Here is a 25,018-nt window from a genome sequence, read left to right on the forward strand (position 1 = left end):
TCGCCGAACGGGAGGGCCTCAGAACGGGAAGGCGCTGCGCCGGTGTTGGACGCCGATCCACTTGAGCGTGGTGAACGCCTCGATGGTGGACTCGCCGTTGAGCCGTCCCACGCCCGAGGCCTTCTCCCCGCCGAAGGCGACGATCGGCTCGTCCGCGATGGTCCCGTCGTTGACGTGGATCATGCCGGTGTCGATCCGCTGCGCCACCCGCACGCCGCGTTCGACATCGCCGGTGTGCACGGCGCCGCTGAGCCCGAACGGTGTGTCGTTGGCGATCCGCACCGCCTCGTCCTCGCCGTCGAACGGGATGACCAGCACCACCGGGCCGAAGATCTCCGTCGACAGGATGGGCGCGTCCGCGGGCACCCCGGTCAGCACGGAGGGCTCCATCAGCGTGCCCTCGGTGCGACCGCGCAGCAGGGCGGTGGCGCCGCCGTCGATGGCCTGGATGATCTGCGCCTCGATGGCATCAGCCTGGTTGGGGTTGATCAGCGGGCCGATGTGCGTGGCCGGATCCTTGGGGTCTCCCACCCGCAGGCCGCGGATCCGGGCGACGAACCGCTCGGTGAACTCCTTCTCCACCGAGCGGTCCACCAGCACCCGGTTGGCCGCCATACACACCTGACCCTGGTGGGCGAAGCGGCTGAAGACCGCGGCGTCCACCGCGTAGTCGAGGTCGGCGTCGTCCAGCACGATCAGCGCGCTGTTGCCGCCGAGTTCCAGCACGGTGCGCTTGAAGTGGCCCGCGGCGACCTGGGCGACATGCCGGCCGACCTTGTCGGATCCGGTGAAGGAGATGACCTTCGGCACGGGGTGCTCGATGAGCGCGTCACCGATCTCGGCGATGTCGGTGACCACGACGTTCAGCAGCCCCGGTGGAAGCCCGGCCTCCTCAAGGATCCTGGCGATCAGCGTGCCGCCGACGATCGGGGTGTTCTGGTGCGGCTTGAGTACCACGCCGTTGCCCAACGCGAGGGCCGGGGCAACCGACTTCAGGGACAGGAACAGCGGGAAGTTGAACGGGCTGATGATTCCGACGACGCCGACCGGCAGCCGGTAGAGCCGGTTCTCCTTGCCGTCCACCGGTGACGGCAGGATCCGCCCCTCGGGGCGCAGGGACAGGTGCATCGCCTCGCGGAACATGTCCTTGGTCAGGGCGAGTTCGAATCCGGCCTTGACCCGGGTGCCGCCGAGTTCATCGATGATGATCTCGGTGATCTCGTGCTCACGGTCCTCAACGATCCGCAAGGCCCGCTCGAAGACCAGACGCCGGGTGTAGGGATTGACCTGGGCCCACTCCTTCTGCGCGCGTTCGGCGGCGCGGTAGGCCTGGTCGACCTCGGCGACGGTGGCCACGGTGATGGACGCGATCTTCTCCCCGTTGTACGGGTTGAAGTCGATGATCTCCCAGGAGCCGCTGCCGGGCTTCCACTGCCCGTCGATGTACTGGAGCGCCAGCTCGGACGAATAGGACATGCCATCCCTTTCACGCGGACCTGGTGGACACACCCATTGATCTGATGCGGCCTCATGGTACTGATGTGCCAAGGAAGTTGTGGATCACGGTGGGTGTATCAGGTGTCCCGCAGGATGGTCCGCAACAGGTCCCGGGTGCCCGCCTGGGTGAGCCCCTCGGTACGCAGCCGGTCCATCAGCCGGGCGTACTGCGCCACTTCGTCGCGCTTGTCGAGGTAGAGCGCGCTGGTGAGCTGTTCCAGGTACACCACGTCGGGCAGATCGCTCTCCGGGAAGCGCAACATGGTGAACGCCCCGCACTCCGCCGCGTGGCCGCCGAACTCGAACGGCACGACGTGCAGCGAGACATCGGGGTGGTCGCTGAGTTCGAGCAGCCGCCGCATCTGCCCGCGCATCACCTCGGGCCCGCCGAAGGGCCTGCGCAGCGCGGCCTCGTCCTGCACGACGACCAGGTGTGGCGAACGCTCTCCGGTGAGGATCTTCTGGCGGCGCATCCGCAGGTCGACGCGGCGCTCGACCTCGTCGTCGCAGGCGTTCGGCTGGCCGAGGCGGACTACCGCGCGGGCGTACTCGTCGGTCTGCAACAGACCGTGTATGAACTGCACTTCAAAAGTGAGGATGTGGGACGCGGACTCCTCCAGGCCCACATATGTCTGGAACCAGCCGGGCAGCACATCACCATAGGAGTGCCACCAGCCCGCGACGTTGGCCTCCCTGGCCAGCGCGAGCAGCGCCTCGCGGTCGGTCTGACCGGTCACCCCGTAGAGCGTGAGCAGGTCGGCGACATCGCGTTCCTTGAAGCTCACCCGCCCCAGTTCCATGCGGCTGATCTTGGACTCGGACGCCCGGATCGAGTACCCGGCGTCCTCCCGGGTGACGCCCTTCGACTCCCGCAATCGGCGCAGTTGGGAGCCGAGAAGGATCCGGCGGACCACCGATCCACTCCCCGGCTGATCTGTCGTCATGTGGTTAGCCTCTCCATCCATGGATCAGGCGAAGTCTGTCACCTCCCGGCCGCGGCGGACTCCGCTTCCCGCCAGCTGTAACCGAACGGTGCACATGAGTCTGCCCGTGCATATGCCAACCCGGCATCTGCACGTGCATCCGCTCTTGCATACTGCCTGCCGGTTGTGGACGATGTGAACCGTGCACTTGTCGACCAGGCCCACAACAGCCCGAGGTGTCGGTCATGGGAAGTGACGGCTCGGTGGCGCTCGCGCCCTTATGGGACGTGGTGCTCCCGTCCGAGAGACTGGCGTCGTCGGCCTGCGAGCTGACCGCCGCCTACGAATCGGTGCGGGAGGCGCGGCACTTCACGTACACCACGCTGCGCCGATGGGAGCTGTGCGAACTGGTGGACAACGTCGCGCTGGTGGCATCGGAACTCGTCACCAACGCGCTGCGGCACGGCGTCGGGACGGACACGGGGCCGCACCCGACGGCCGCGCAGACTTCACCGCCCCCCGTGGTCCGGCTCGGCCTCGCGCGCTGGACCTCGCGGGTGGTGGTTTCGGTACGCGATCCCAGCAGCCAGGGGCCGGTGCCCAGGGCCCCCGACTTCACCGCGGAGTCGGGCCGGGGGCTGCATCTGATCGCGTCGTGCTGTGAAACCTGGGGGTGGCATCCCCTCACGGGTGCGGGGAAGGTCGTCTGGGCTCTCTTCCCGGCCCCGTCCAACTAACTGATTCCGCTTTGCTTCGGGCTCCGGTTCCGCTTCGGCCCGGCCGCGTGGCTTCGCTTCCGCCCGCGGCCGCGCTTTTGCGGAATACGGGATTCTACGGAGCGCCCTGGACCAGATGGTCGAACTCCCCGTCCTTCACCCCGAGAAGCAACGCCTCGATCTCCGCTCTCGTGTATATCAGTGCGGGGCCCTCGGGAAAACGGGAGTTGCGTACCGCGACATCGCCACCAGGCAGCGCGGCCAACTCGACGCACGTCCCCTGGGAGTTGCTGTGCCGGCTTTTCTGCCAGACGGCGCCCTGGAGTTCACTCGCTGCCATGCCGTTGTATGTGCGGCGCACGGATACCTCCTGGGACGTGCGGTTCTCACCGGCGGGAATGATAGCGCGCTGCACATGCAGAAGCCCGTGCAGTTGACTGTGCGACAACTCTCAGTAGTGCCACGGAATTCGGATGCCGGCAACTCCCTGTATGCGCCACGATGCGGTATGGAATGGACAACCACCAGTGATGTGAAGGCGTTCGACGCGGCCGCCGGGGACTTCCCGCGCTCCCGGCCCGCCCAGCACACGGCGCAGCTGACTGTCTGCGCCCGGCCGCGCCAGCGGGGACCGCGTGTGGTCGACGACGGCGATCCGGAGTTCGGCCGGAGGACCGGCACAGTGGCCCGCAGCGAACGCCCTCTACCGGCTGGGCGAGTTGGCGCCGTCCGCAGCGGGGACTTCAGCGAGGGGCGCTTCGAGCCATGATCAACTGCCAGGTGCCATACGGGAGTCGATCACCCGGCACAGCCGGTAGGCGACCGGGGTGAAGCCGAGGGCCGGCCAGTGTCCCGCCGAAAGCGGGGAGGCAGTCGGCCAGTTGGCCGCCATATGGCGGTATCCGCGGTCGTACGCCCAGGCCAGCGCGGTGGCCAGCAGCACCCGGCTGACCCCCTCGCCACGCGTGTCCGGCTCGACGTACGCCTCGGCCAGCTCGACCGCCGACTCGGGGGTGAAGGGGCCCGGGCGGGCCGGGGTGAGCACCACCATCCCGGCCTCCTCACCGCGGCGAACAGCGAGCCAGGCCGCGCTGTCCGGCTCGGCGAGCGCCTCGGCGTAGCGGGTGCGCAGCCGGTCGAGCGCCTCCTGGGGCTGCGGCTGGAACACCGCCGCGTGCCGCCGGTGTTCGGCCGACGCGGCGGCCATCCGCCCTATCGGCCCGAGATCCGCGGCGCCGGCCCGGCGGATGGACAGCCCGTCCACCCCGCGCGGCTGACGGCCGCTGGCCCGCACCGGCAGCAGCCCGCGCATCCGCTCAAGGCCGAAGCCGAGCCGGAACCAGGCCATCGCCACGGTGTCGTCGGCGGGCAGGTCGACGTGGTGCACCAGCCGGCCGCCCGCCACGAACCGTTCGGCGACCGCCGCGTACAGCGCGCGCAGCGCCTCGGGCTCCCGGCCCGGGTGCAGTGCGTGCCCGCCGTGGGCGACCAGCGCGGAGTGCGGATGCCGGTGCTCGTCCGGCCGGTCGTCGCCGTCCTGCTGGTCCGGGGCGAGGATGAGGTAGCCACCGAGCCTGCCCCGCCCGCCACGCGCCGCCACCGCCTCGGTGCCCGGTCCGGCGAGCAGCTTGGCCAGCGACTCCTCACCGTCGTAGGGGTTTTCGGGCGCCGGATATCCGCGTGGCCGGCGGGCCCGGGTGTACCAGCGGTCGAGGAGGGCGGCGGACTCCGGGATGTGCTCGGCCGTCATCGGCGCGATGGCGAAGGTCATGGTGCGACCGGACGCTAACGGGCCTCGGACCGCTCCGGCAAGGCCCCTACACCGGTCAGCGGACGGCCCAGGTGCACGCTGAGCGGCGCGTCCCGGTACACCCCGAACTTCGCCACCGGTGTGTATCCGCACGAGGTGTACAGGGATATCGCCTCGGGCTGCAGCTCTCCGGTCTCCAGCACCATCCGCCGCCGTCCGGCCGTGGCCGCGCTGGTCTCCAACTCGGCCAGTACCCGGCGGGCCAGCCCCCGGCCGCGGGCTTCCGGAACCACGAACATCCGCTTCAGCTCGGCGTCCCCGTCCTCGTGGCCGTCCGGGGAGGCGTCCTTGGCGCGCCAGCCGCCGGTGGCCACGGGATCGCCGTCGAGGTAGCAGACCAGGAACAGCCCGTTCGGCGGATCGAAGTGCGCCGGGTCCATCGGCGTGGCGTCCGGCTCGCCGTATCGCAGCACGTACTCCTGCTGCACCCGCTCGGTCAGCGCCACCGCGTCCGGGTGGTCGTAGCGCACGGTGCGTATCTCCGCTCGTATGTCCACCCGGGCATGGTACGGGGACCGAAACGACCGTCGAGTAGGCTGGCGCGGCGTTTGTCCGCGACCCAGGAGCATGCTTTGTTCACCATCACCACCGTGAACGTCAACGGGCTGCGCGCCGCGGCCAAGAAGGGGTTCGGCCCCTGGCTGGCGGCGACCGGCGCCGATGTGGTGTGTCTCCAGGAGGTGCGCGCCGAGCTCGCTCAGTTGCCCGCCGAGGTGCGCGAGCCGGACGGCTGGCACACCGTCCACGCCGCCTCCTCGGTCAAGGGCCGGTCGGGCGTCTCGGTGTACTCGCGACAGGAACCGGAACGGGTGCGGGTGGGCTTTGGCTCGGCCGAGTTCGACACCTCGGGGCGCTATGTCGAGGTGGATCTGCCCGGCGTGACGGTGGCCAGCCTGTATCTGCCGTCCGGCGAGGTGGGCACCGAGCGGCAGGCGGAGAAGGAACGCTTCATGAAGGAGTTTTTCGCCCATCTGGTCGACCTGCGCGCCAGCGCCGCCGCCGCGGGGCGCGAGGTACTGGTGTGCGGTGACTGGAACATCGCGCACCGCGAGGCGGACCTGAAGAACTGGAAGGCGAACACCAAGAACTCCGGCTTCCTCCCGGAGGAGCGCGCCTGGCTGTCCCGGGTCTTCGACGAGGCGGGTTACGTGGACGTGGTGCGCTCACTGCATCCGGACGTCACCGGCCCGTACTCGTGGTGGTCGTACCGCGGCAAGGCGTTCGACAACGACGCCGGGTGGCGGATCGACTACGTCGTCGCCACCCCCGGCATCGCGGCGCGGGCCGACTCCGCGACGGTGGAGCGGGCCGCGGACTACACGCTGCGCTGGTCGGACCACGCGCCGGTGACGGTCACCTTCCGGGTCTGACCCCGGCCGCGGCGGTCAGCGGCCTTCGAAGAGGGCGACCAGCTCGTCCTTGCCGAACATCCGGGCGGTCTCAAGCGCGGTCGGTGTGCCCGCGTTGGGGTCGGCGCCCGCCTCGAACAGTTCCCGCACCACCTCGTCCTCGCCCTTGAAGACCGCTCCGGCCAGCGGGGTCTGCCCCCGGTCGTTGGGGCGGTCGGGGTCGGCGCCCCGGGCGAGCAGCGCGGCGACCGCCTTCGGATGGCCGTGGTAGGCGGCGAGCATCACCAGGGTGTCGCCCTTGTCGTTGGACAGATTCGCCGGAACACCCGCGTCCACATAGGCGGCCAGGGTGTCGGTGGCGCCCTGTCGGGCCAGGTCGAAGACCTTGGCCGCGAGCTGGATGACCTCGGGGTCGTGCGCGGGCTCGGTCCCGTTCTCGGGCGTGGGGTGCGTCATCTCTACCGGCTCCTGGGTCGCTTGTCACGGTACGGAGGGGCGATTCCATGCCGCCTCACCATATGCATGGTGACTCCGCCGCACCCCGAGCGGGGCGGCGAGCCTGCGCTCGGCCGCAGTTGAGGTCACATCACCCGCACGGGCGGCTTTTGCGTCGCCGTACCCGGCGGGGACATGGTCCACCGCGAACCCGGAAATGCTGGCGACGGGCGCGGCTTTCCACAGAAGGGGCCATAGCGGTGAAAAAACAAATAAGTCACCCGAACGGCATCTTTAAGCGATTATTACTTTTTGTAATCCTGGAAGAACTCATGGTGACCGCCCCCACCCCACTGGAGAAACCCCATGATCCTCACCATGTCGGGCGTCCTACTGCTCGGTGTCATCGTCTTCCTGTTCTTCCGCAAGGACGGACTGAAGGTGTCCCACGCCCTCGTCTGCGCACTCTTCGGTTTCTATCTCGCGAGCTCCGCGATCGCGCCGAGCATCAAGGCGGGCGGGGCGAGCCTCGCCAGCCTCATCGGAGGGATCAAGATCTAGCCGGACCGCACCGGTCGCCCGGAGCGGTTCTGCCCCGCTCCGGGCGCGCCGCCCACCCACCCCTTCGGCCCGCTTTGGAGTCCATGTGGCCCGGCGCCCCCTCCCCGGCATCCTGAGCAACCGGCCCGCCTGGGACCGTGGCCGCGACCTCGCACGGTTCGCCGCCGACAACGCCACAGACGTCCTGCACCCCATCATCACGATCACCCGAGGGCTGCGCCGCCAGGCCGCCTGGCTGCACCGCTGGTGGTCCACCGCCCCCAGGGACCGCAGGAACACCACGCTGTTCGTCTCCGCCGCCGCGCTGTTCGTCGTGGCGCTGCTGCCGTACGGTCCGGTCCTGGTCGGCGTGGGGCTGATGGGCTCCGCCGCGTGGCTCGGCCGGGACCGCGTCCGGGCTCCGGAGGGTCCCAGCGAGGCCGAGCGCGTCAGGCTGCGGTGCCTCTACGAGGCGCTCGTGCCGTACCTGAGCGCCGAGGGCGATCCCCGGCCGCTCTACCGGCACGAGGGCGACTGGCGGCACGCCTTCGTGGCGTACCAGTTCGCGCAGGGACGGCTGGTCGCGCTGCGGCTGCGCTACCCGGCGTACTTCACCGACGGCGAGCCCGAATCGCGGGCGCGCATCGAGCAGTTGCTGCACGCGAAGGCCGGGCGCGGGCGGGAGTACCGGTTCGACTGGAACGAGGAGGAGAACCACCTCACCCTGACCGCGCTGCCGCCGCTGCCCACCACCATCGTCGCCCAGCGGTTCGTCACCGCGCCCGGTGAGACGGTGCTCGGCTTCACCGACGCGGACTCCGCGAGCCGCACCATCCCGGTACGGGTCGACGACACGGTACGGGACGCGCCACCGGTGGTCTGGCGGACCGGGCCGCGCTCGACCGAACCCCATCTGCTGGCGGTCGGCCGCCCCGGCAGCGGGGTGACCACCCTGCTGCGGTCCATCGCCCTCCAGGCCCTGCACCACGGTGACCTGCTGGCCATCGACGGCGGCGGCACCGGCGAGTACCTGTTCCTGTCCGGGCGGCCGGGGGTGCTCGCGGTGGAGAGCGGGCTGGCGGGGGCGCTCGCCACGCTGGAGTGGGCGGCACACGAGACGGAACGGCGGCTGATCGCGGTCAGCCGGGCCCGGCAGGCCGGGCGGCCCGCGCCACGGGACACCCGGCGACCGCTGTGGATCATCGTGGACCGGCCGAGCGGACTGTCCCAACTCGCCCATGCGGAAGGGCGCACGGATCCGCTGCGGCTGCTGGAGGTGCCGCTGCGGCACGGCCGCGCGGCGGGCGTCGCGGTCGCCCTCGGCGAGCAGGCGGAGGCGCTGGACTTCGGCGAGCTGCGGCACGTCAACGCCCGGGTGGTGCTCGGCGCCCTGCCCGCCGCGCAGATCCGGGACGTGCTCGGCGCGCTGCCGTGCACCACACCCGCGGCGCACGTGCCGGCCGGGCGCGGGTACGCCCGGCTCGGCGACGGCCCGGTACAGCGACTTCAGGTTCCGGCCACGCCGGATCCGTACGACGAGGACACCCCCGACGCCCACCGGCAGTTGGTGCTGGCGCTGCTTCCCACCGCCCATCCGCAGCCCGTCTCCATGGCCAAGTCCCCCGAAACCGGGGGCGGTTGAGTCGAGCGGATGTCTTCTAGGGGCAGGCCCCCCGACGCCCGGCTCACGCCACCAGGGATCCGGCGGTCTGCAGGTCGATCGGCCCCCCGGACCGCACCGCCTCCGCGGCGGCGGCCAGGCGGGAGACCGCCTCGTCCGCCACCGGGGCGGCAGCCGAGAACGGCAGGCGGATGTAACCCTCGAACGCGCCGTCCACGCCGAAGCGCGGGCCGGACGGCACCCGCACCCCGTACTGCTCCCCCGTCACGGCGAGCCGGGAGCCGGACACGTCACCGGTGCGCACCCACATGGTCAGACCGCCCGCCGGGACCTCGAACTCCCAGTCAGGGGTGCGCCTGCGCAGCGCGTCCACCAGCGCGTCGCGGTTGGCCCGGGCGAGCGCGCGGCGCAGCGCCACCGCCTCCGCCCAGCCCTCGCCGCGCATCAGCCACACCACCGCGAGTTGCTCGACGACCGGTGAGCCGAGGTCCAGGTAGGCCCGGGCGGCCACCATCCGCCGCACCAGTTCGGGCGCCGCCCGTACCCAGCCGATGCGCAGCCCCGCCCAGAACGCCTTGCTCGCCGAGCCCACCGTCACCACCGTGCCGCCGCCCCGGTCGTAGGCGGCGAGCGGGCGCGGCATGCCGCCCTCGGGGTCGATGGACAGCTCCGCCATCGTCTCGTCGGCGACCAGCGCCACACCCGCCGCACGCGCCGTCTCGACCAGTTCGCGGCGCTGGTCGTCACCGACCAGCGCACCGGTGGGGTTGTGGAAGTCCGGGATCACGTAGGCCATGGACGGCGCGACGTCCCGCATGACCCGCCGCCAGGCCCCCAGGTCCCAGCCCGCCAGTCCGTTCGCCATCGCCACCGGGACCAGGCGGGCGCCGTTCTCCCGGAACAGTTGCAGGACGTTGGCGTAGCTGGGCGCCTCCACCGCGATCCGTTCCCCGCGCCCGGCGAACAGCCGGGCGGCGGCGGCCACCGCGCCCATCCCACCGGTGGTCACCATGATCTGCTCGGGCATGGTCGGCACACCGCGCTCGGTGTAGCGGTTGGCGATCGCCTCGCGCAGCGCGGGGATTCCGGCCGGGTAGTCGCCGTGGGTGGCGGCGTAGGCGGGCAGTTCGGCGAGCGCGCCCTGGATGCCCCGGGTGAGCCAGGGCTCCGGTGCCGGAAGCGCCGCGCAGCCGAGGTCGATCACCGAGGCGGCGGTCTCCGGCGGCAGCGGCTCCAGGCCTCCCGCGGGCACCGGGCGGCCGTCCGGTACGGCGGTCCAACTCCCCGCGCCCCGGCGGGACTTGACGAACCCGTCGGCGCGCAGTGCCTCGTACGCGGCGGCCACCGTGGTACGGCTGACGCCGAGCGCCACCGCCAGCTCCCGTTCGGCGGGCAGCCGTGCCGCGACCGGCACCCGGCCTTCGAGCACCAGCAGCCGTACGCCGTCCGCGAGCCCCCGGTACGCCGGGACCTTGCGGCCGTCACCGCGTCCGCCCCGCTCACTGTGCGGAGCCAGCAGCCGCGCCAGTTGTGCGGCACTCACCGCGGCAGTCCACTGCGCCATCAGGACCAGTCCACCTTCCCTGGATTGGCCGTGGAATTGGACCATGGCCGTACTTCAGAGTGACACGGAGCCAGCCACTTCACCAGGGGGGTGTCCGCTTTGCTGGTTTCCCGTCCGCGTTTTCCCCGCAGGGGTTCACGCATCGGCCGTCGTCTCGTCCACCTCTATGTCGGACTCGTGCTGTACGGCGCGAGCGACGCCCTGCTGGTCCGCGCCGGACTCGGCCTCGACCCATGGGACGTGCTGCACCAGGGCGTCACCCGGCACACCGGGCTGAGCATCGGCACCGTTTCGATCATCGCCGGGGCGCTGGTACTGCTGCTGTGGTGGCCGCTTCGGCAACTGCCCGGTCTGGGCACGGTCTCCAACGTCTTCCTGGTCGGACTCTCGCTGGACGCGACGCTGCGCCTGGTGCCCGTACCGCACTCGCTGACCGTGCGGGTACCGCTGCTGGCCGCGGCGATCGTGCTGAACGCCATCGCCACCGGCCTGTACATCTCGGCCCGCTTCGGTCCTGGACCGCGCGACGGGCTGATGACCGGACTGCACCGGCGCACCGGCCGCTCCATCCGGCTGGTGCGTACCGCGATCGAGGTCGCGGTGCTGGTGTCGGGCTTCCTGCTCGGCGGTTCGGTGGGCGTCGGCACGGTCGCGTACGCGCTGGCGATCGGCCCGCTGGCCCAGGTGTTCCTCGGTGTCTTCGCGCTGCCCGGGACGGGCGAGGGCACGGTGGTGGCCCGGGACGCGCAGGCACCGGCCAGGGCGTGTGCGTAGCGCGCGATACTGCGTGGTGTGAGCGCACCCCGTCACCCCTTCCTCGACCAGCCGGGACCACTCGCCTTCGCCCATCGCGGCGGTACGGCGGACGGCCTGGAGAACACCCTGACCGCCTTCCGGCGTGCGGTCGACCTCGGCTACCGCTATCTGGAGACCGACGTGCACGCAACGGCCGACGGCCAGCTCGTCGCCTTCCATGACGCGACGTTGGACCGGGTCACCGACGGCCGCGGGGCGATAGCCGATCTGCCGTGGCGGGAGGTGCGTGCCGCCCAGGTGGCGGGCAAGGAGCCGGTTCCGCTGTTCCACGAGTTGCTGGACGCCTTTCCCGAGGCCCGGTTCAACGTGGATGTGAAGGCCGCCGCGGCGATCGAACCACTGGTACGGGCCATCGAGCGGGCCGACGCCTGGCACCGGGTCTGCGTGGGCTCCTTCTCCCAGGCCAGGGTGGACCGGGTGCGCGCGCTCGCCGGTCCACGGCTGGCGACCTCGCTCGGCGTCCGGGGCGTCGCCGCGCTGCGGCTGCTGAGCTTCGGCGGACGGCTGCCCGCGCCAGCCGCCGTGAACGCCGCGGCGTGCGTCCAGGTACCGGAGTGCCAGTCGGGCCTGCGCGTGGTGGACCGGCGGTTCCTGCGCGCCGCCCACCGCAGGGGTCTTCAGGTGCACGTGTGGACCGTGAACGACCGCGAGCGGATGGGCATGCTCCTCGACCTCGGTGTGGATGGCATCATGACCGACCAGATCGAGACGCTGCGCGCCGTGCTGGCCGAGCGGGGGGCCTGGCCGCAGGGCTGAGCCCCCACACGGTCTGGGACAACGGCCGGTACCCCGGGGTCGGGGACCACGGGGGACGACAAGGGGACAGCGTTGGGCGGGCAGGACAGACGGGACGCGACCACGACCGCGACGGCACCGGCCGTCGGCCGTTCGCCGCGGGAGCGGCGGCGCGAGCAACGGGGTTGGTACTTCTACGACTTCGCGATCACGGTCTTCTCCACCAGTGTGCTGACCGTCTTCCTCGGTCCGTATCTGACCGAAATCGCCAAGGCCGCGGCCGACGCGCAGGGCTATGTGCATCCGCTGGGCGTGCCGGTCCGCGCGGGCTCGTTCTTCTCGTACACCGTCTCGGCGGCGGTGCTGCTGTCGGTGTTCGTGATGCCGCTGGCGGCGGCGGTCGCGGACCGTACCGGGCGCAAGAAGCCGGTGCTGGCGCTGTTCGCCTACCTGGGCGCGGGCGCCACCACCGGCTTCTTCCTCCCGGCCGGGAACCGCTATCTGCTGGGCGGGGCGCTGCTGATCGTGGCCGTGGTCAGCTACGGGGCCTCGATCGTGGTCTACAACTCGTTCCTGCCGCAGATCGCCGAGCCCGACGAGCGGGACACGGTCTCCTCACGCGGCTGGGCCGCGGGCTACGTGGCCGGTTCGATCGTGCTGGTGGCGAATCTGGCGCTGTTCTTGAACCATGACTCCTTCGGCGTCTCCCAGGGCATGGCGGTGCGGATCTGCATGGCCTCGGCCGGGCTGTGGTGGGCGGTGTTCGCCGTCGTACCGCTGCGGCGGCTGCGGGACCGGCCGCTGGTGGCCGCGGAGTCGGGGGCGGCGCTAGGCCAGGGGTGGCGGCAACTGATCTCGACGGCACGTGAGTTGCGTCACTACCCGCTGACGCTGGCCTTCCTGCTGGCCTACCTCGTCTACAACGACGGCGTGCAGACGGTGATTTCGCAGGCCTCGCTGTACGGGTCCCAGCAACTGGGGCTCAGCCAGACCACATTGATCGCGGCGGTGCTGCTGGTCCAGGTGCTGGCGGTGGCGGGCGCGCTGCTGATGGGGCGGCTGGCCCGGCGTTACGGGGCGAAGCGGACCCTGCTGTGCGCGCTGGTCGCCTGGACCGCGACCGTGACCGCCGGGTTCTTCCTGCCAGCGGGGCGTCCGGCCTGGTTCTTCGTGCTGGCCTGCGCGATCGGGATGGTGATGGGCGGCAGCCAGGCGCTGTCCCGGTCGCTGTTCTCGCATCTGATCCCGGAGGGCAAGGAGGCCGAGTACTTCGCCGTGTACCAGATGAGCGACCGGGGCACGAGCTGGCTGGGCCCGCTGCTGTTCGGCCTGGCGTTCCAGCTGACCGGGGACTACCGCTACGCCATCATCTCGCTGGTGGTGTTCTTCGCGGTGGGCTTCGTGCTGCTCGCGCGGGTGCCGGTACGGCGCGCGGTGGCCGCGGTGGGCCGTTCGGCGCCTGGCCTGATTTAGCTCCTGGGGCGGAAGGGGAGTAGTGTACGCGGTTGACCAGCCGGATGGACCGTTACTGCGCGCTGAGGATGCAAAAACGACGGGTGATATCTCCTGTCAGATGTGACAAAACGGGCGGCGGCGGGTACAACAAAGGGCGGCACGAACAGGCGGTGCTGCGCGATTAGCGCCTCCAGTGAGGGCGACGACGGGCAGATGTCCGAATCGGGAATCTTCACCGCCGACCGGACGTTGACCGGATGACGACGACAGCGACACCTGTCCTGTGGGCGACAAGCCCGGGAGGCACGATTCATGAGTGAGCGAGCTCTCCGCGGCACGCGACTCGGGGCGACCAGCTACGAGACCGACCGCGGCATCGATCTGGCCCCGCGCCAGACGGTGGAGTACGCATGTCAGAACGGACATCGCTTTGAGATGCCGTTCTCAATGGAGGCCGAGATTCCTCCGGAGTGGGAGTGCCGCGCCTGCGGTGCCCAGGCGCTTTTGGTGGATGGAGAGGGCCCCGAGGAGAAGAAGACCAAGCCCGCGCGTACGCACTGGGACATGCTCATGGAGCGCCGTACCCGTGAGGAACTCGAAGAGGTGCTGGCCGAACGGCTGGCCGTGCTTCGTTCCGGCGGCATGAACATCGCGGTGCATCCGCGCGACAACCGCAAGTCCGCCTGACCAGGCGTACAGCGACACACGGCCCGGGCGGCGGCACACATTGCGTGTGCCGCCGCCCGGGCCGTCTGCGTACGGTTACGGGGTCAGCGGCGGCCGGGAGGCGTCCTTCCCGGGCTCCGGCGACCGCGAGCCGCCGTCGCTGATCACCTCGCCCTGCACCACCTTGCCGTCCGGCCAGCGCATCCGCATCCGCTCCCCCGCGCCACGTGCCTGCTGGAAGGTGTCGCCGAGCGACCCGGGGGCGGACCGCCGAAGCGCCCTGCCCGCGACCTCGGCCAGCGCCTTGCGGGTGGGTGGGAACAGGCAGAGCAGCCCGGCCGCGTCCGACAGGAAGCCCGGGACCATGATCAGCAGGCCGCCGAGCATCTCCATCCCGGCGCCGTCCGAGTTCACCTCGGGGCCGCCGGAGCGCAGCGCCCCGGTCAGGCCCTGCCAGGCACGCCGCCCGGCCCGCTTGACCGCGTAACCGCCGACCAGGAATCCGGCGAGCAGCAGGAGCAGCACCATGCCGCCACCGATCGCTCCGGCCACCACGGTGAGCAGCCAGATCTCCAGTACCGCCCAGACCGCCACCGCGAGCGGGACGAGCGGCCGGGGACGGGAGCGGGTGGGCCGCGACGGACGGGACGGGTCAGGTGCGCCGAAGGTCATACCCCCAATTGTGCCTGGCACCGCCGGATTGCTTTCGGCGGTGCCATCTCGGGCCCTGGGGGCCGAAGCCGCGGTGGGGTGGCCGGGTTGCGCCGACGGGATACCACCGGAGCGCACCGCGGGGTGCTCGCCGTCACGGCGGAAACGACGATCCGCCGCGCCGACGAGCGACCACAACGTTCGAGACCGGCGGTCTCGAACCCACCGCAGCCCGGCGAACCCCGTCCACCTGGCGCTACGCGCCGCCGCTCACTTGCGGCCGCGGACCCGGTTCAGCCGGGAGCTGACGCCCCAGGTGGTGACCCGCCACAGGGCCTCCACGACGATGTTGCGGCTCATCTTGCTGTCGCCGCGCTCGCGTTCCACGAAGGTGATCGGCACCTCTACCACCTGGAAGCCCTTCTGGACCGCGCGCCAGGCCAGGTCGACCTGGAAGCAGTAGCCCGCCGAGGCCACCTCGTCCATGCCCAGGCCCTCCAGGGTCTCCTTGCGGAAGGCCCGGTAGCCGCCGGTCACGTCCCGGATCGGGACGCCCAGCATCAGACGCGAGTAGGTGCTGCCGCCGCGCGAGAGGAACTCGCGGGACTTGGGCCAGTTCACCACCCGGCCGCCCGGGACCCAGCGGGAGCCCAGCACCAGGTCGGCGTTCTGCAGCGCGGTCAGCAGCCGCGGCAGTTCCTCGGGCTGGTGGGAGCCGTCGGCGTCCATCTCCACCAGCACGCCGTAGCCGTTGTCGATGCCCCAGCGGAAGCCCGCCAGATAGGCGGCGCCGAGTCCTTCCTTGCCCTTGCGGTGCAGCACTTTGACGTGGTCGTCCTCGGAGGCGAGCTCGTCGGCGATCTTGCCGGTGCCGTCCGGGCTGTTGTCATCAGCGATCAACAGGTGCGCCTCGGGCACGGACTCCCGCACCCGGGCGACGATCGGCTTGATGTTCTCGGCTTCGTTGTAGGTCGGGATGATGACCAGTACCGTGCCGAGCGGGCCGAACTGCCGCCCCTGGGCGCCGCCTTGGGTGACGCCGTCGCCGTTGTTCACTACTTCCCCTTATCCTCCATACGTCCCCGCCTGCCAGGCCAGATCGCGGCGGCGCAGGACAGGACGCCCACCATAGCGAGAGTCCACTCGGGTACCGCGCCGATCCTGTCGGCAACGGTGGTTCCATCGCGTAGCGGGAGGTTCACATTGAGCACCTCCCGGGTGAATTCCTTGCTTCGCTGCTTGACGGTGCCGTTGGGTTCAACTAGCGCGCTGATTCCGCTGGTTGCCGCCGCGACCACCGCCCGGCCGTGCTCGACGGCCCGCAGCCGGTACATCGCGAGCTGCTGCTCGGGTTGACCGGTTCGCCCGTAGGTGGCGTTGTTGGTCTGTACGACAAGGGCGCGCGCGCCCGCGTTCACCGTGTCCCGGACGATCCCGTCGTAGGCGACCTCGAAGCAGATCACGTCGCCGAGCCGGGCGCCGCCCATCGTCATCACGCCGGTGTGCTTGCCGGGGTAGAAGTCGCGCGGGATCTCGTCCAGCCGGTGGATGACCTTGGTCAGCTCCTTGCGGAACGGCACGTACTCGCCGAACGGCACCGGGTGCTGCTTGGTGTACGAGGCGCCGGGGCCGGTGGTCGGCGACCACAGGATGCCCTCGTTCTGCACGTGGTCCGCGTCCGGCCCGTCGACCAGGGCGCCGACCAGCACCGGCACGCCGATCGCCCGTACCGCCCCGGTGATCGCGTCGTACGCCTGCGGGTAGCTGAACGGGTCCAGGTCGGAGGAGTTCTCCGGCCAGATCACCAGGTCCGGCTTGGGCGCGCGGCCCGCCTTGATGTCGCGGGCGAGTTGCAGGGTGGCGTTGACGTGGTTGTTGAGGATCATCATCGGGCGGCCGAGGAAGTGCATCCCCGGCTGGGCCACGTTGCCCTGGACCACGGCGACCTTCAGCTGCCCGTCGGCGTTGGTCGGCACCGGTACCGCGTAGCCGCAGACGCCCACCAACAGGGCCAGCACGGCGGCGCCGAGCCCGGTGAGCGCCTGCCGGCCCCGGCCGCGCGAGCGCCACCCGGCGAGCACGGCGGCGGCCAGCAGCCCGCCGCACAGCGCGACGACGAAGGTGACCAGCGGGGCGCCGCCGAGCGCGGCGAACGGGGTGAACGGCGAGCCCGCGTTGGCGAACGCCAGCCGCCCCCACGGGAAGCCGCCGAACGGCACCCGGTCCCTGACCAGTTCCTCCGCGACCCACAGGCAGCCGACCCACAGCGGCCGGCAGCGCAGCCGCGAGGTCAGCGCGAGTCCCGCGCCCAGCGGTACGAAGAAGGCGGCCTCGATGGCGGACAGTCCGATGACCGCGTCCCAGCCGACCACGTGCAGCCACTGCAGCAGCCAGACGAAGAACGGAAACCCGAAGGCGAACCCGGTCCACGCCGCCTGGCGGGCGGTACGGCGGTGGGTGAGCAGGGTGAGCGCGGCGACCGCGGCGATCGACAGCGGCCACAGGTCGTAGGGCGGGAAGGCGGCGGTGAGCGCCAGTCCGCCGGCCACCGCGAGGGCGGTGCGCCGCCAGTCCGCGCGGGCGGCCCGGACCAGCCGTCGCATCCGCCCCGGCCGGTGCCCCGGTTCCGTCCGGATGCCGGGTTCGGGCGCGCCGAGGGTACCGTCCACGGGTCGAGCGGTGGCGGTGTCGGGTCGCGGTGGCACGGTCGCGGCCATTCCTCTTCTGCGTAGGGGCGACGTCCGTTGCTGGCGGAAGCCGGGGCGCTTCCGGGGACGCTGAGTCGCGATGGTCGTGCAGTGACCGTACAACGACTGAGCGCCCGCCGTCGCCGCCGGGGCGCAAAGCCTTGGGAAGGGGAGGTTTTGCCGACCCTTTCCGCGCCAAATGGAACGCTCCGCTCCGCGTTTCCGTGCGGGTCGCGGGCGGCGGATTCCGCGGGCGGCCGCGGTGGACTGCGGATGGGGACCGGAACGCCCTTCGGGCCGACCTGGGAACCGCTGGCTGCGGATCGACCGAGAGCCGTTGTCTACTGGACGTCCGGGCCCCACCCGGGTCGCACCTGCCGCCCGGGCGGCACCCTTCCCCCCTGGCCCGCCCGCGAGCGGTGAGGGGCCGCGTTCCGTGCCGCGGGCGCTGGACCTGGCTCCCAGCGGCGGAGCGCCCGTGCGGCGCGCCACCCCATGGCCCAGCGGCGGTAGACGGAAGACACGGAGGATCCCGGTCGGTCGTCCTGGTGGACTCGGCCGAACCTACTCGCCCGCGACCGCAGCCTGTCAACACCCGTGTGACCTGCGGCAATTCGGCAAATCAGCAGGTCAATGCGGGATCGTCGGCCGGGCCGCGACAGGCCGAGTGGGCATCGTTCGGCGGTACGGCCGGGACGGGTGTCACTCGTTCGGCCGCTCGAAGACCGTCCGTCCACCGACCACCGTGCGCACGCAGCGCGGCAGCGGCTCGCCCGGAGTGAGATCGGGCAGGCCAGGGGTGCCGGAGCGGGGGTCGGTCGACCAGTTCGCCACCCGCTCGTCGGGTGCCTGCACCACCAGCTCACCCGCCCGCCAGACCGCGTAGTCGGCCGGTGCGCCCGGCACCAGGACCCCGGCGTCGTCCCGCCGGGCGGCCCGCCAGCCGCCACGGGTGTGCGCGGTGAAGGCGGCGCGCACCGAGACCCGGTGCTCGGGCGTGCGGTGGAAGGCGGCGGCGCGCACCGTCCCCCACGGGTCGAGCGGGGTGACCGGGCTGTCCGAGCCCAGCGCCAGCGGCACCCCGGCCCTGAGCATCGCCGCGTACGGGTTGAGGGTGCGCGCCCGCTCGGCGCCGAGCCGGGCGGCGTACATCCCTTCCGCACCGCCCCAGGTCGCGTCGAAGGCGGGCTGCACGGAGGCGACCAGGCCGAGGTCGGCGAAAGCCGCGATGGTGTCCTGGTCCAGCATCTCGGCGTGCTCCACCCGGTGCCGGGCCGCCCGCACCCGGTCGATGCCCAGCCGCTCGGCGGCGGCCCGCACACCGGCGATCACGGCGGTGATCGCGGCGTCGCCGATGGCGTGGAACCCGGCCTGCATCCCGGCCTCGGTGCAGGCGCCCACGTGCTGGGCGATCTGCTCCGCGGTCAGATACGCGCTGCCGGTGGTGTGGTCGGCGTCGGCGTACGGCTGGTGCAGGCAGGCGGTGTGCGAGCCCAGCGCCCCGTCCGCGAACAGGTCACCCGCCGCGCCCAGCGCGCCGAGGTCACGCACCCGGTCCAGCACGCCGTCGGTGCCGGACAGCGCCGCCTCCGCCCAGTAGGCCAGTACCCGCGGTCCGGGCTCCTCGGCGGCCAGCCGCAGCAGTGCGGTCAGATCGTCCTCGCCGCTGATCTGCGGTCCCGCGCACTCGTGCAGCGCGCCGATGCCCAGCGAGGCGGCCTCGCGCAGCGCGGCCCGCTGGGCGGCGCCGCGCTGCTCGGGCGCGATGGCGTCCTGTGCGGCGCGGCGCACCGCGTGGTGGGCGTCCCGGGTCAGCGGCCCCTCGGGGTGGTAGCCGGTCAGCTTCTCGACGTCCGGGACCAGGTCGAGCATCGCGGTGGTGACCACGGCGGAGTGCATGTCCGCGCGGGTCAGGTACAGCGGACGGCCACCGGTGGCGGCGTCGAGTTCGACGCGGGTCGGGGTGCGCGACCCGGGCCAGCGGGCGGCGTCCCAGCCGTGGCCGAGCAGTACCCGGTGCCCGGGGTGCTCGGCCGCGTAGCCGGTGACCCGGGCCAGCGTGTCGCCGAGGTCGCGGGCGCCGGACAGGTCCAGGCCGGTCAGCGCCAGACCGGTGGCCGTGGCGTGCACATGGGCGTCGGTGAACGCCGGGGTGACGAGCGCGCCGTCAAGCGGCACGACCTCGTCCACCGAGTCGGCGAAGCCGTCGGCCGCGCCTTCCGAACCGATCCAGGCGACGGTGCCGCCCTCCACGACCATGGCGGTGGCGAAGGGATCGGCGGGGCTGTACACGGTGCCGCCGCGCAGCAGCACGGTGCCCGGGGTGCGCTCGTTCATGGTCACCAGTCTGGCGCCCGCGCTGCGCGCGCCTGCGCCAGGGTGGCTCACAGATGCGGCGGCCGGGCCTCGTACGGGGTGGACAGCACGACGGTGGTACGGGTCGACACGCCCGCCAGGCTGCGGATCCGGGCCAGCAGGTGCTCCAGGGCGCCGGGGGTGGCGACGCGCACCTTGAGGATGTAGTTCTCCTCACCGGCGACGCTGTGGCACGCCTCGATCTCCGGTACGTCGGCGAGCCGGTCCGCGATGTCGTCGGGCGCGCTGGGGTCGAACGGCGCCACCGAGATGAACGCGGTCAGCGGCAGGCCGACCGCTTCCGGGTCTACGATCGCCGCGTAGCCGCGGATCACCCCCCGTTGCTCCAGTCGCCGTACCCGTTGGTGCACCGCCGAGGTGGACAGGCCGGTGGCCCTGCCCAGGTCGGTGTAGCTCATCCGCCCGTCGGCGACGAGCAATTCCACGATCTGCCGGTCCAACTCCTCCACGACCGATCAACCTACTGCCACCACGCCGCTCAGGCACAACGAGCGTTACCCATGCGCCCCGTGCGCCCCCTCGTGTGATTAACGCCACAGCCCGTGCCACCGGTCGTCCCTGGCGTTGCGATTATCGACCGGGGGTGACGGGAAATGCTCAGCTCAGGTCGTGGCCACGGGCCGGGCCGTCCCACCAGAAGGTGTCACAGGGGGAGATCCATCATGCGTGCAGGCAAGCGGCAACCGGTGCTCGACGAGGACTTCGCCGGGGACGTCACGCAGGACGTCGACGGCGGTGCGGAAGACGACGTCACGGAGGCGTTCGGGGACGGGGACGAGGAGATCTACGGGATTTTCCGGGTGCAGTGCCCGGAGTGCGGCCGCCCCATCGCGCTGCTCGCGGACGAGGAGGTGCTGCCGGAGCACGCTTTGTGCCCGACCCCGTGGAACCCCTTCGGGCTCACGGTGTGCGCGGGTTCCGGCAGCGCCGTCGAGGACGCGGCGCCGGTCGACGACGACGGGGCGGACGAGCAGGACGTGGCGTCGCTGCTCACCCTCCCCGAGGGGCTTGACTGGCGGACCCAGCCGTTCTCGCACGCGAACCGGCCCCGGCGATAACGGAGTTGGGGTGGTCCGAGGGCTGCCGTCCTCGGACCACCCCAAGCCCGTGGGCTTGCGGCTCCGGGCAGGATCCCGCCGGAAGGGCGCCTAGCGGCTTTCCGGCCCCGCCAAGTGGCGTGCGATGACCATGCGTTGGATCTGGTTGGTGCCCTCGACGATCTGCAGCACCTTCGCCTCGCGCATGTAGCGCTCGGCGGGGAAGTCGGCCGTATAGCCGTATCCGCCGAGGAGTTGGACCGCGTCGGTGGTCACCCGCATCGCGGTGTCCGTGCAGTACAGCTTGGCCATCGCCGCCTGCTTGCCGAACGACCGGCCGGCGTCCCGCAGCCGGGCGGCGGTCAGGTAGAGCGCCCGGCCCGCCTCGATGCCGGTCGCCATGTCGGCGAGCATGAACCGCAGGCCCTGGAAGTCCACCAGCGGGCGCCCGAACTGCTGACGCTCCGCGGTGAAGGCCAGCGCCTCGTCAAGGGCGGCCTGTGCGACGCCGATGGCGCAGGCCGCGATGCCCAGGCGGCCGGAGTCCAGGGCGGACAGGGCGATGGTGAAGCCCTGGCCCTCCTCGCCGATCCGCCGGGCGTCCGGCACCCTTACGCCGTCGAAGTGCAGCTGGGCGGTGGGCGAGCCCTTGAGCCCCATCTTCCGCTCCGGCGCGGCGGCGCTGAGCCCCTCCGCGTCGCCTGGCACCAGGAACGCGGTGATGCCCCGCGGACCCTCGCCACCGGTGCGGGCCAGCACGGTGTAGAAGTCGGCCACCCCGCCGTGGGTGATCCATGCCTTCGTGCCGTTGATCACCCACTCGCCACCGTCGCGCACCGCACGGGTGCGCAGGCTCGCGGCATCGGAGCCGGAGGCCGGTTCGGAGAGGCAGTACGCGCCGAGCAGTGAGCCGCCGAGCATCGCCGGGAGGTGTTCGCCGCGCTGCTCCTTGGTGCCGAACTGGGCGACGGCATGGCAGGCCAGGGTGTGCACGCTGGTGCCGAGGCCCACGGTGAGCCGGGCCGCCGCGAGTTCCTCGAGCACCTGGAGGTACACCTCGTACGGCTGCTCACCGCCGCCGTACTCCTCCCGGTACGGCAGGCCGAGCAGACCGGCGGCACCGATGGTGGCGAAGGTGTCGCGGGGGAAGCTTCCCGCGTCCTCCTCCTCGGCGGCCCGGGGCCGGATCTCCCGCGCGGCGAGCTCGCGGGTGAGTCCGAGAAGATCGCGGGCCTCCTCGGTGGGCAGTTGTCGTTCGACCGGCTGCGGGCCGTCGTTTGGCATGGCGGCGCTCCTCCCTGTCGGGCGGGTCGGCGGCGGACGCAGGGGGGTGGCCGACGCCGCCGCGATGGATTACCCAATGCCGATGATCGCCCACCGGGTTACGGTCGTGGCTGATCAGCGGCCTGTGGCGGTTGGAGTATGCCCGATCAGGGGCCGTCCGTCACGGGGTGTGGACCACGCCCCACGGCTCTCCGCCCCGGTGACTTCCCAGCTGGCGGGCACCGCGACGGGATCCACCCACTATCTGATAAACCGTCAGTTAACTGCGGGGGGCGGCTCCGGCGTACGATGGCCCGCCGTTACCGGTACGGGGGCGCGGCGTCGCACCGGCCGGTTCCGGACAACAGCCGGCGGGCAGTCTTGGAACGGTCCGATCCGCCCGGCCGGGAGGGGAAAAGTCACCGTGCCCACCACCATCCGCCGCACGCTGCTGGTCCTGGCATCGGCGCTGCTGCTCGCGTCCTGTTCCGGCTCGAAGGGGTCAACCGGCCAGCAGGACAACGGCAACAAGGGCGCGCCGCCGTCCGCTGCGGCCCCGTCCGGCGCCAGTGGCTCGATCCCGCAGGGTCCGGGCCCACAGCCCGCCTACCGAGTACAGCCACAGCCCGCCCCGGGGTCCTGCCACTTCCGCTACGAGCACAACCAGCCGCTGCCCGACCCGTCCTGCACGCCGGGCGCGCTCAACCCCAAGGTCACCCAGGCGACTTTGGCCTCCACCATCTGCCGCTCCGGCTACACCTCCGGCATCCGGCCACCGGTGAGCATCACCGGCCGCGAGAAGGAGGCCAACGCCAAGTCCTACGGCTACACCCAGTCGCTGCGCGACGCGGAGTACGACCACCTGGTCAGTCTGGAACTCGGCGGTGACCCGAACGACGCCCGCAACCTGTGGGTCGAGCCCCCGTCCCCGGGCCACACTCCCGGCTCCGGCCCCAACAACGACAAGGACAAGGTCGAGGCCCGACTGCACAGCGCCGTCTGCAAGAACCAGGTAACCCTGTCCGCCGCCCAACAGGCGATCGCCCACGACTGGACGACGGCGGAGCAGGTCCTGGGCATCACGAAGAGCGGCCAGCGGAAGTAGCGCCCGCGGCAAGCGGGTTGACGCTCCTGACACACCGGTCGGCTTGGCGCCCAGCCATGGCTGGCGGCTCAGCCCTTGGGATCGAGCCAGTCGAAAAGCGACCGGTAGAGCCGCTGGACCGGTGCGGGGCGGTCGTCGCCGTAAAGGTCGTCGGCGACGGGGTAGCCCCTGGCGTTGAGCAGGTGGGTGAGCATCCGGTAGGAGGGCCGCGTCCCGGCCAGGGTGTCCGGGTCGATCTCCAGGTGTGTTCCCGGCACGCTGGGGACCAGGCTGTCCCGCTCGTAGACGGGGTCCAGGGAGATGATCAGCCAGCGGCCCGTACGCCGCTCGGCGCGGTACAGGAGCCGTGCGTGTGAGGTGAGGTCCGCCTCGACGCCGTTGAGTTCGCCACGCATGTGGATGGCGGCGGCGACCTCCACCACGGCCTTCGCGCCGAGAACGTCCACGACGGGCGGGCCGAGGGTGTGGGTCGCGCTGTCACCGCGGGCGGCCATCTCCCGCGAGGCGGCCACGAAGTCGGCGCCGCTGCCGCGAAACCAGCTGAGGCGGATGGCCGCGTCAGCCGCCAGGCACTCCCCCATCCGCGACCACCAGCCCCGATCGCGGCTTCGGCGCTCGCGCAGGATCAGCTGTGACACCTCGGTGACGTCATCCATGAGCGGACCTTTCTGCTGGACGGAGGCGCGGCGGCGCGCCTGCCGTGGAGGATTTGGCTCACTGTGCCCAGGGCGGCGGGAAGGTGGTGCCGCCGACGGTCGCCTTCATACCGGCCGATGTGACCGCCGTGACCGCCGCCGGGGCCTGCGTTGAGGCGTTGCGCAGCCGCAGGACGGAGCGGGCGGGGACGATGACGGCATCGCCCGGCCCGGCGAGCACCTCCTCGCCCGCGACGCTGGCCGACACCTCGCCGTCGAGGACGACGAACACCTCTTCTCGGTCCATGTGGTGCGGTTCGCTTTGTGCGCCCGGCGCCAACTCCAGTGACCAGACGGCCAGTTCGGTGCTGCCCCGGGAGGGCACGGCCAGCGGACGGAAGGTGAAGCCGTCGCGGTCGAAGACCGGCGCACCGGCGAGGGTGGACAGGGGCATGACGCTCCTCCAGGGGATATAGTCAACCTGCTTGACCACTTCGCCTACCGGGCGATGACCGACCACTTCCACAGCCGCCTGGCCGAACTCGGACGCGAACCGCTACGTCCCGCGCACGGCTACACCTTCCGCTACCTCGCCGCCCACCCGGGCGCCACCACCGTCGACCTCGCCGCCCATCTGGGTATCACCAAGCAGGCCGCCTCCAAGGCCGTCGCCGAGCTCCAGGACTGGGGCTACGTGCAACGCCAACCCCACCCCCTCGACAAACGGGCACAGTCGCTCACCCTCACCGAACGCGGCCACGACTACGTGCACCTGGCCGACCGACTGTGGGCGGAGGTGGAACAGCGGTTCGCCGACATCATCGGCCCCGACCGCCTCGCCGCACTCGACCAGGACCTGCGCGCCTACATCGACCACGTCTACGGCGACCAGCCCGTCCCGTTCCGCCCGGTGTGGTGAGCGCACCGGCAAAGTCGCACATGTTCCTTGATGGTTGCAGGACAACCCCGCATCATCCGCCAATGAACGGACGTCGGCGAGCCACCGCATTCGAGGGTGTCGCAGGTACGCGCCAGCTCCGCTGCAACGCCGACCAGATCATCGGCTTCGTGACGGCAGGTCGCCCTTCGCGACGCCCCGCAGAAAGCGTCGAGTCGTGGCAGGATCGCAAGGTTTCG

27 protein-coding genes are annotated in these 25,018 nt (G+C 71.5%); 12 read left to right on the forward strand and 15 right to left on the reverse strand.

Annotation, left to right across the window (positions count from 1 at the left end):
- Positions 1-18 precede the first annotated feature (18 nt).
- Both P3G67_RS05930 and P3G67_RS05935 read right to left on the reverse strand, forming a co-directional pair.
- On the reverse strand, positions 19-1,476 hold the full coding sequence (locus P3G67_RS05930) for an aldehyde dehydrogenase family protein (protein ID WP_276092523.1): 1,458 nt from the start codon (positions 1,474-1,476) through the stop codon (positions 19-21).
- A gap of 98 nt (positions 1,477-1,574) precedes the next feature.
- Positions 1,575-2,441 (reverse strand): helix-turn-helix domain-containing protein, encoded by an 867-nt coding sequence (locus tag P3G67_RS05935; RefSeq protein ID WP_269854790.1) that lies wholly within the window; start codon positions 2,439-2,441, stop codon positions 1,575-1,577.
- Between the two features lie 224 nt (positions 2,442-2,665).
- Here P3G67_RS05935 and P3G67_RS05940 point away from each other — a divergent pair, with 224 nt between their 5' ends.
- The gene (locus tag P3G67_RS05940; RefSeq protein ID WP_276092525.1) at positions 2,666-3,157 is read left to right on the forward strand and encodes an ATP-binding protein; all 492 of its coding nucleotides are present in this window, start codon (positions 2,666-2,668) and stop codon (positions 3,155-3,157) included.
- Positions 3,158-3,251: 94 nt separating this feature from the next.
- Here P3G67_RS05940 and P3G67_RS05945 read toward each other — a convergent pair whose 3' ends face one another.
- Entirely contained in the window at positions 3,252-3,476 is a 225-nt protein-coding gene (locus P3G67_RS05945; RefSeq protein WP_276092808.1) for a DUF397 domain-containing protein, read from the reverse strand.
- A 168-nt stretch (positions 3,477-3,644) separates the two neighbouring features.
- On the opposite strand from P3G67_RS05945, the gene P3G67_RS05950 reads away from it, so the two are divergent.
- On the forward strand, positions 3,645-3,905 hold the full coding sequence (locus tag P3G67_RS05950) for a hypothetical protein (protein ID WP_276092526.1): 261 nt from the start codon (positions 3,645-3,647) through the stop codon (positions 3,903-3,905).
- Here P3G67_RS05950 and P3G67_RS05955 read toward each other — a convergent pair whose 3' ends face one another.
- Both P3G67_RS05955 and P3G67_RS05960 read right to left on the reverse strand, forming a co-directional pair.
- Positions 3,906-4,907, reverse strand: coding sequence for a GNAT family N-acetyltransferase (locus P3G67_RS05955; protein ID WP_276092527.1), 1,002 nt, complete (start codon positions 4,905-4,907; stop codon positions 3,906-3,908). It lies immediately after the preceding gene.
- 14 nt (positions 4,908-4,921) lie between these two features.
- Positions 4,922-5,443 carry a GNAT family N-acetyltransferase gene (locus P3G67_RS05960; RefSeq protein WP_276092528.1) on the reverse strand — a complete coding sequence of 174 codons (522 nt, stop codon included), beginning with the start codon at positions 5,441-5,443 and terminating at the stop codon, positions 4,922-4,924.
- 75 nt (positions 5,444-5,518) lie between these two features.
- Here P3G67_RS05960 and P3G67_RS05965 point away from each other — a divergent pair, with 75 nt between their 5' ends.
- Complete coding sequence (locus tag P3G67_RS05965) at positions 5,519-6,316, forward strand: exodeoxyribonuclease III (RefSeq protein ID WP_276092529.1); 798 nt, start codon at positions 5,519-5,521, stop codon at positions 6,314-6,316.
- Between the two features lie 15 nt (positions 6,317-6,331).
- Here P3G67_RS05965 and P3G67_RS05970 read toward each other — a convergent pair whose 3' ends face one another.
- Positions 6,332-6,751: an ankyrin repeat domain-containing protein gene (locus P3G67_RS05970; RefSeq protein ID WP_276092530.1), complete on the reverse strand. Its 420-nt coding sequence runs from the start codon at positions 6,749-6,751 to the stop codon at positions 6,332-6,334.
- Positions 6,752-7,096: 345 nt separating this feature from the next.
- Between P3G67_RS05970 and P3G67_RS05975 the strand changes: the two genes are divergently transcribed.
- Together P3G67_RS05975 and P3G67_RS05980 are read left to right on the forward strand one after the other, a co-directional pair.
- On the forward strand, positions 7,097-7,291 hold the full coding sequence (locus P3G67_RS05975; RefSeq protein ID WP_269854797.1) for a hypothetical protein: 195 nt from the start codon (positions 7,097-7,099) through the stop codon (positions 7,289-7,291).
- 85 nt (positions 7,292-7,376) lie between these two features.
- Positions 7,377-8,912, forward strand: coding sequence for a hypothetical protein (locus P3G67_RS05980; protein ID WP_276092531.1), 1,536 nt, complete (start codon positions 7,377-7,379; stop codon positions 8,910-8,912).
- Positions 8,913-8,955: 43 nt separating this feature from the next.
- Here P3G67_RS05980 and yczR read toward each other — a convergent pair whose 3' ends face one another.
- A complete protein-coding gene (gene yczR, locus P3G67_RS05985) occupies positions 8,956-10,455 on the reverse strand; it encodes a MocR-like transcription factor YczR (RefSeq protein WP_276092532.1) in 1,500 nt (499 codons plus the stop codon).
- A 99-nt stretch (positions 10,456-10,554) separates the two neighbouring features.
- On the opposite strand from yczR, the gene yczE reads away from it, so the two are divergent.
- The 4 genes from yczE to P3G67_RS06005 all read left to right on the forward strand — a co-directional run bounded on the left by yczE (position 10,555) and on the right by P3G67_RS06005 (position 14,148).
- A complete protein-coding gene (gene yczE, locus P3G67_RS05990) occupies positions 10,555-11,229 on the forward strand; it encodes a membrane protein YczE (protein ID WP_276092533.1) in 675 nt (224 codons plus the stop codon).
- 18 nt (positions 11,230-11,247) lie between these two features.
- Positions 11,248-12,027: a glycerophosphodiester phosphodiesterase gene (locus P3G67_RS05995; protein ID WP_276092534.1), complete on the forward strand. Its 780-nt coding sequence runs from the start codon at positions 11,248-11,250 to the stop codon at positions 12,025-12,027.
- A 72-nt stretch (positions 12,028-12,099) separates the two neighbouring features.
- Complete coding sequence (locus P3G67_RS06000; RefSeq protein WP_276092535.1) at positions 12,100-13,479, forward strand: MFS transporter; 1,380 nt, start codon at positions 12,100-12,102, stop codon at positions 13,477-13,479.
- 294 nt (positions 13,480-13,773) lie between these two features.
- Positions 13,774-14,148: an RNA polymerase-binding protein RbpA gene (locus tag P3G67_RS06005; protein WP_255925068.1), complete on the forward strand. Its 375-nt coding sequence runs from the start codon at positions 13,774-13,776 to the stop codon at positions 14,146-14,148.
- Positions 14,149-14,223: 75 nt separating this feature from the next.
- Here the strand turns inward: P3G67_RS06005 and fxsA are convergent, their stop codons facing one another.
- The 5 genes from fxsA to P3G67_RS06030 all read right to left on the reverse strand — a co-directional run bounded on the left by fxsA (position 14,224) and on the right by P3G67_RS06030 (position 20,290).
- Positions 14,224-14,799, reverse strand: a complete 576-nt coding sequence (gene fxsA, locus P3G67_RS06010; RefSeq protein ID WP_276092536.1) for an FxsA family membrane protein — start codon at positions 14,797-14,799, stop codon at positions 14,224-14,226.
- Positions 14,800-15,048: 249 nt separating this feature from the next.
- Positions 15,049-15,834: a polyprenol monophosphomannose synthase gene (locus P3G67_RS06015; protein WP_269854804.1), complete on the reverse strand. Its 786-nt coding sequence runs from the start codon at positions 15,832-15,834 to the stop codon at positions 15,049-15,051.
- Positions 15,834-17,495: an apolipoprotein N-acyltransferase gene (gene lnt / locus P3G67_RS06020; RefSeq protein WP_391858207.1), complete on the reverse strand. Its 1,662-nt coding sequence runs from the start codon at positions 17,493-17,495 to the stop codon at positions 15,834-15,836. The genes P3G67_RS06015 and lnt overlap by 1 nt, the downstream gene beginning before the upstream one ends.
- 672 nt (positions 17,496-18,167) lie before the next feature.
- Complete coding sequence (locus P3G67_RS06025) at positions 18,168-19,802, reverse strand: amidohydrolase (protein ID WP_276092537.1); 1,635 nt, start codon at positions 19,800-19,802, stop codon at positions 18,168-18,170.
- 47 nt (positions 19,803-19,849) lie between these two features.
- On the reverse strand, positions 19,850-20,290 hold the full coding sequence (locus P3G67_RS06030; protein WP_255925064.1) for an Lrp/AsnC family transcriptional regulator: 441 nt from the start codon (positions 20,288-20,290) through the stop codon (positions 19,850-19,852).
- A 213-nt stretch (positions 20,291-20,503) separates the two neighbouring features.
- On the opposite strand from P3G67_RS06030, the gene P3G67_RS06035 reads away from it, so the two are divergent.
- Positions 20,504-20,899: a hypothetical protein gene (locus tag P3G67_RS06035; protein WP_276092538.1), complete on the forward strand. Its 396-nt coding sequence runs from the start codon at positions 20,504-20,506 to the stop codon at positions 20,897-20,899.
- 90 nt (positions 20,900-20,989) lie between these two features.
- Here the strand turns inward: P3G67_RS06035 and P3G67_RS06040 are convergent, their stop codons facing one another.
- Positions 20,990-22,162, reverse strand: a complete 1,173-nt coding sequence (locus P3G67_RS06040; protein ID WP_276092539.1) for an acyl-CoA dehydrogenase family protein — start codon at positions 22,160-22,162, stop codon at positions 20,990-20,992.
- 403 nt (positions 22,163-22,565) lie between these two features.
- On the opposite strand from P3G67_RS06040, the gene P3G67_RS06045 reads away from it, so the two are divergent.
- Positions 22,566-23,246: a hypothetical protein gene (locus tag P3G67_RS06045; protein ID WP_276092540.1), complete on the forward strand. Its 681-nt coding sequence runs from the start codon at positions 22,566-22,568 to the stop codon at positions 23,244-23,246.
- A 68-nt stretch (positions 23,247-23,314) separates the two neighbouring features.
- On the opposite strand, the gene P3G67_RS06050 is transcribed toward P3G67_RS06045, so the two are convergent.
- On the reverse strand, positions 23,315-23,902 hold the full coding sequence (locus P3G67_RS06050; protein WP_276092541.1) for a nuclear transport factor 2 family protein: 588 nt from the start codon (positions 23,900-23,902) through the stop codon (positions 23,315-23,317).
- Between the two features lie 58 nt (positions 23,903-23,960).
- Complete coding sequence (locus P3G67_RS06055) at positions 23,961-24,335, reverse strand: cupin domain-containing protein (RefSeq protein WP_276092542.1); 375 nt, start codon at positions 24,333-24,335, stop codon at positions 23,961-23,963.
- A 54-nt stretch (positions 24,336-24,389) separates the two neighbouring features.
- Here P3G67_RS06055 and P3G67_RS06060 point away from each other — a divergent pair, with 54 nt between their 5' ends.
- Positions 24,390-24,800 carry a MarR family winged helix-turn-helix transcriptional regulator gene (locus P3G67_RS06060; protein ID WP_276092543.1) on the forward strand — a complete coding sequence of 137 codons (411 nt, stop codon included), beginning with the start codon at positions 24,390-24,392 and terminating at the stop codon, positions 24,798-24,800.
- Positions 24,801-25,018: the final 218 nt, after the last annotated feature.

This window comes from Streptomyces silvisoli (genome assembly GCF_029269905.1).
In the GTDB taxonomy this organism is placed as follows: Bacteria; Actinomycetota; Actinomycetes; order Streptomycetales; family Streptomycetaceae; genus Streptantibioticus_A; species Streptantibioticus_A silvisoli_A.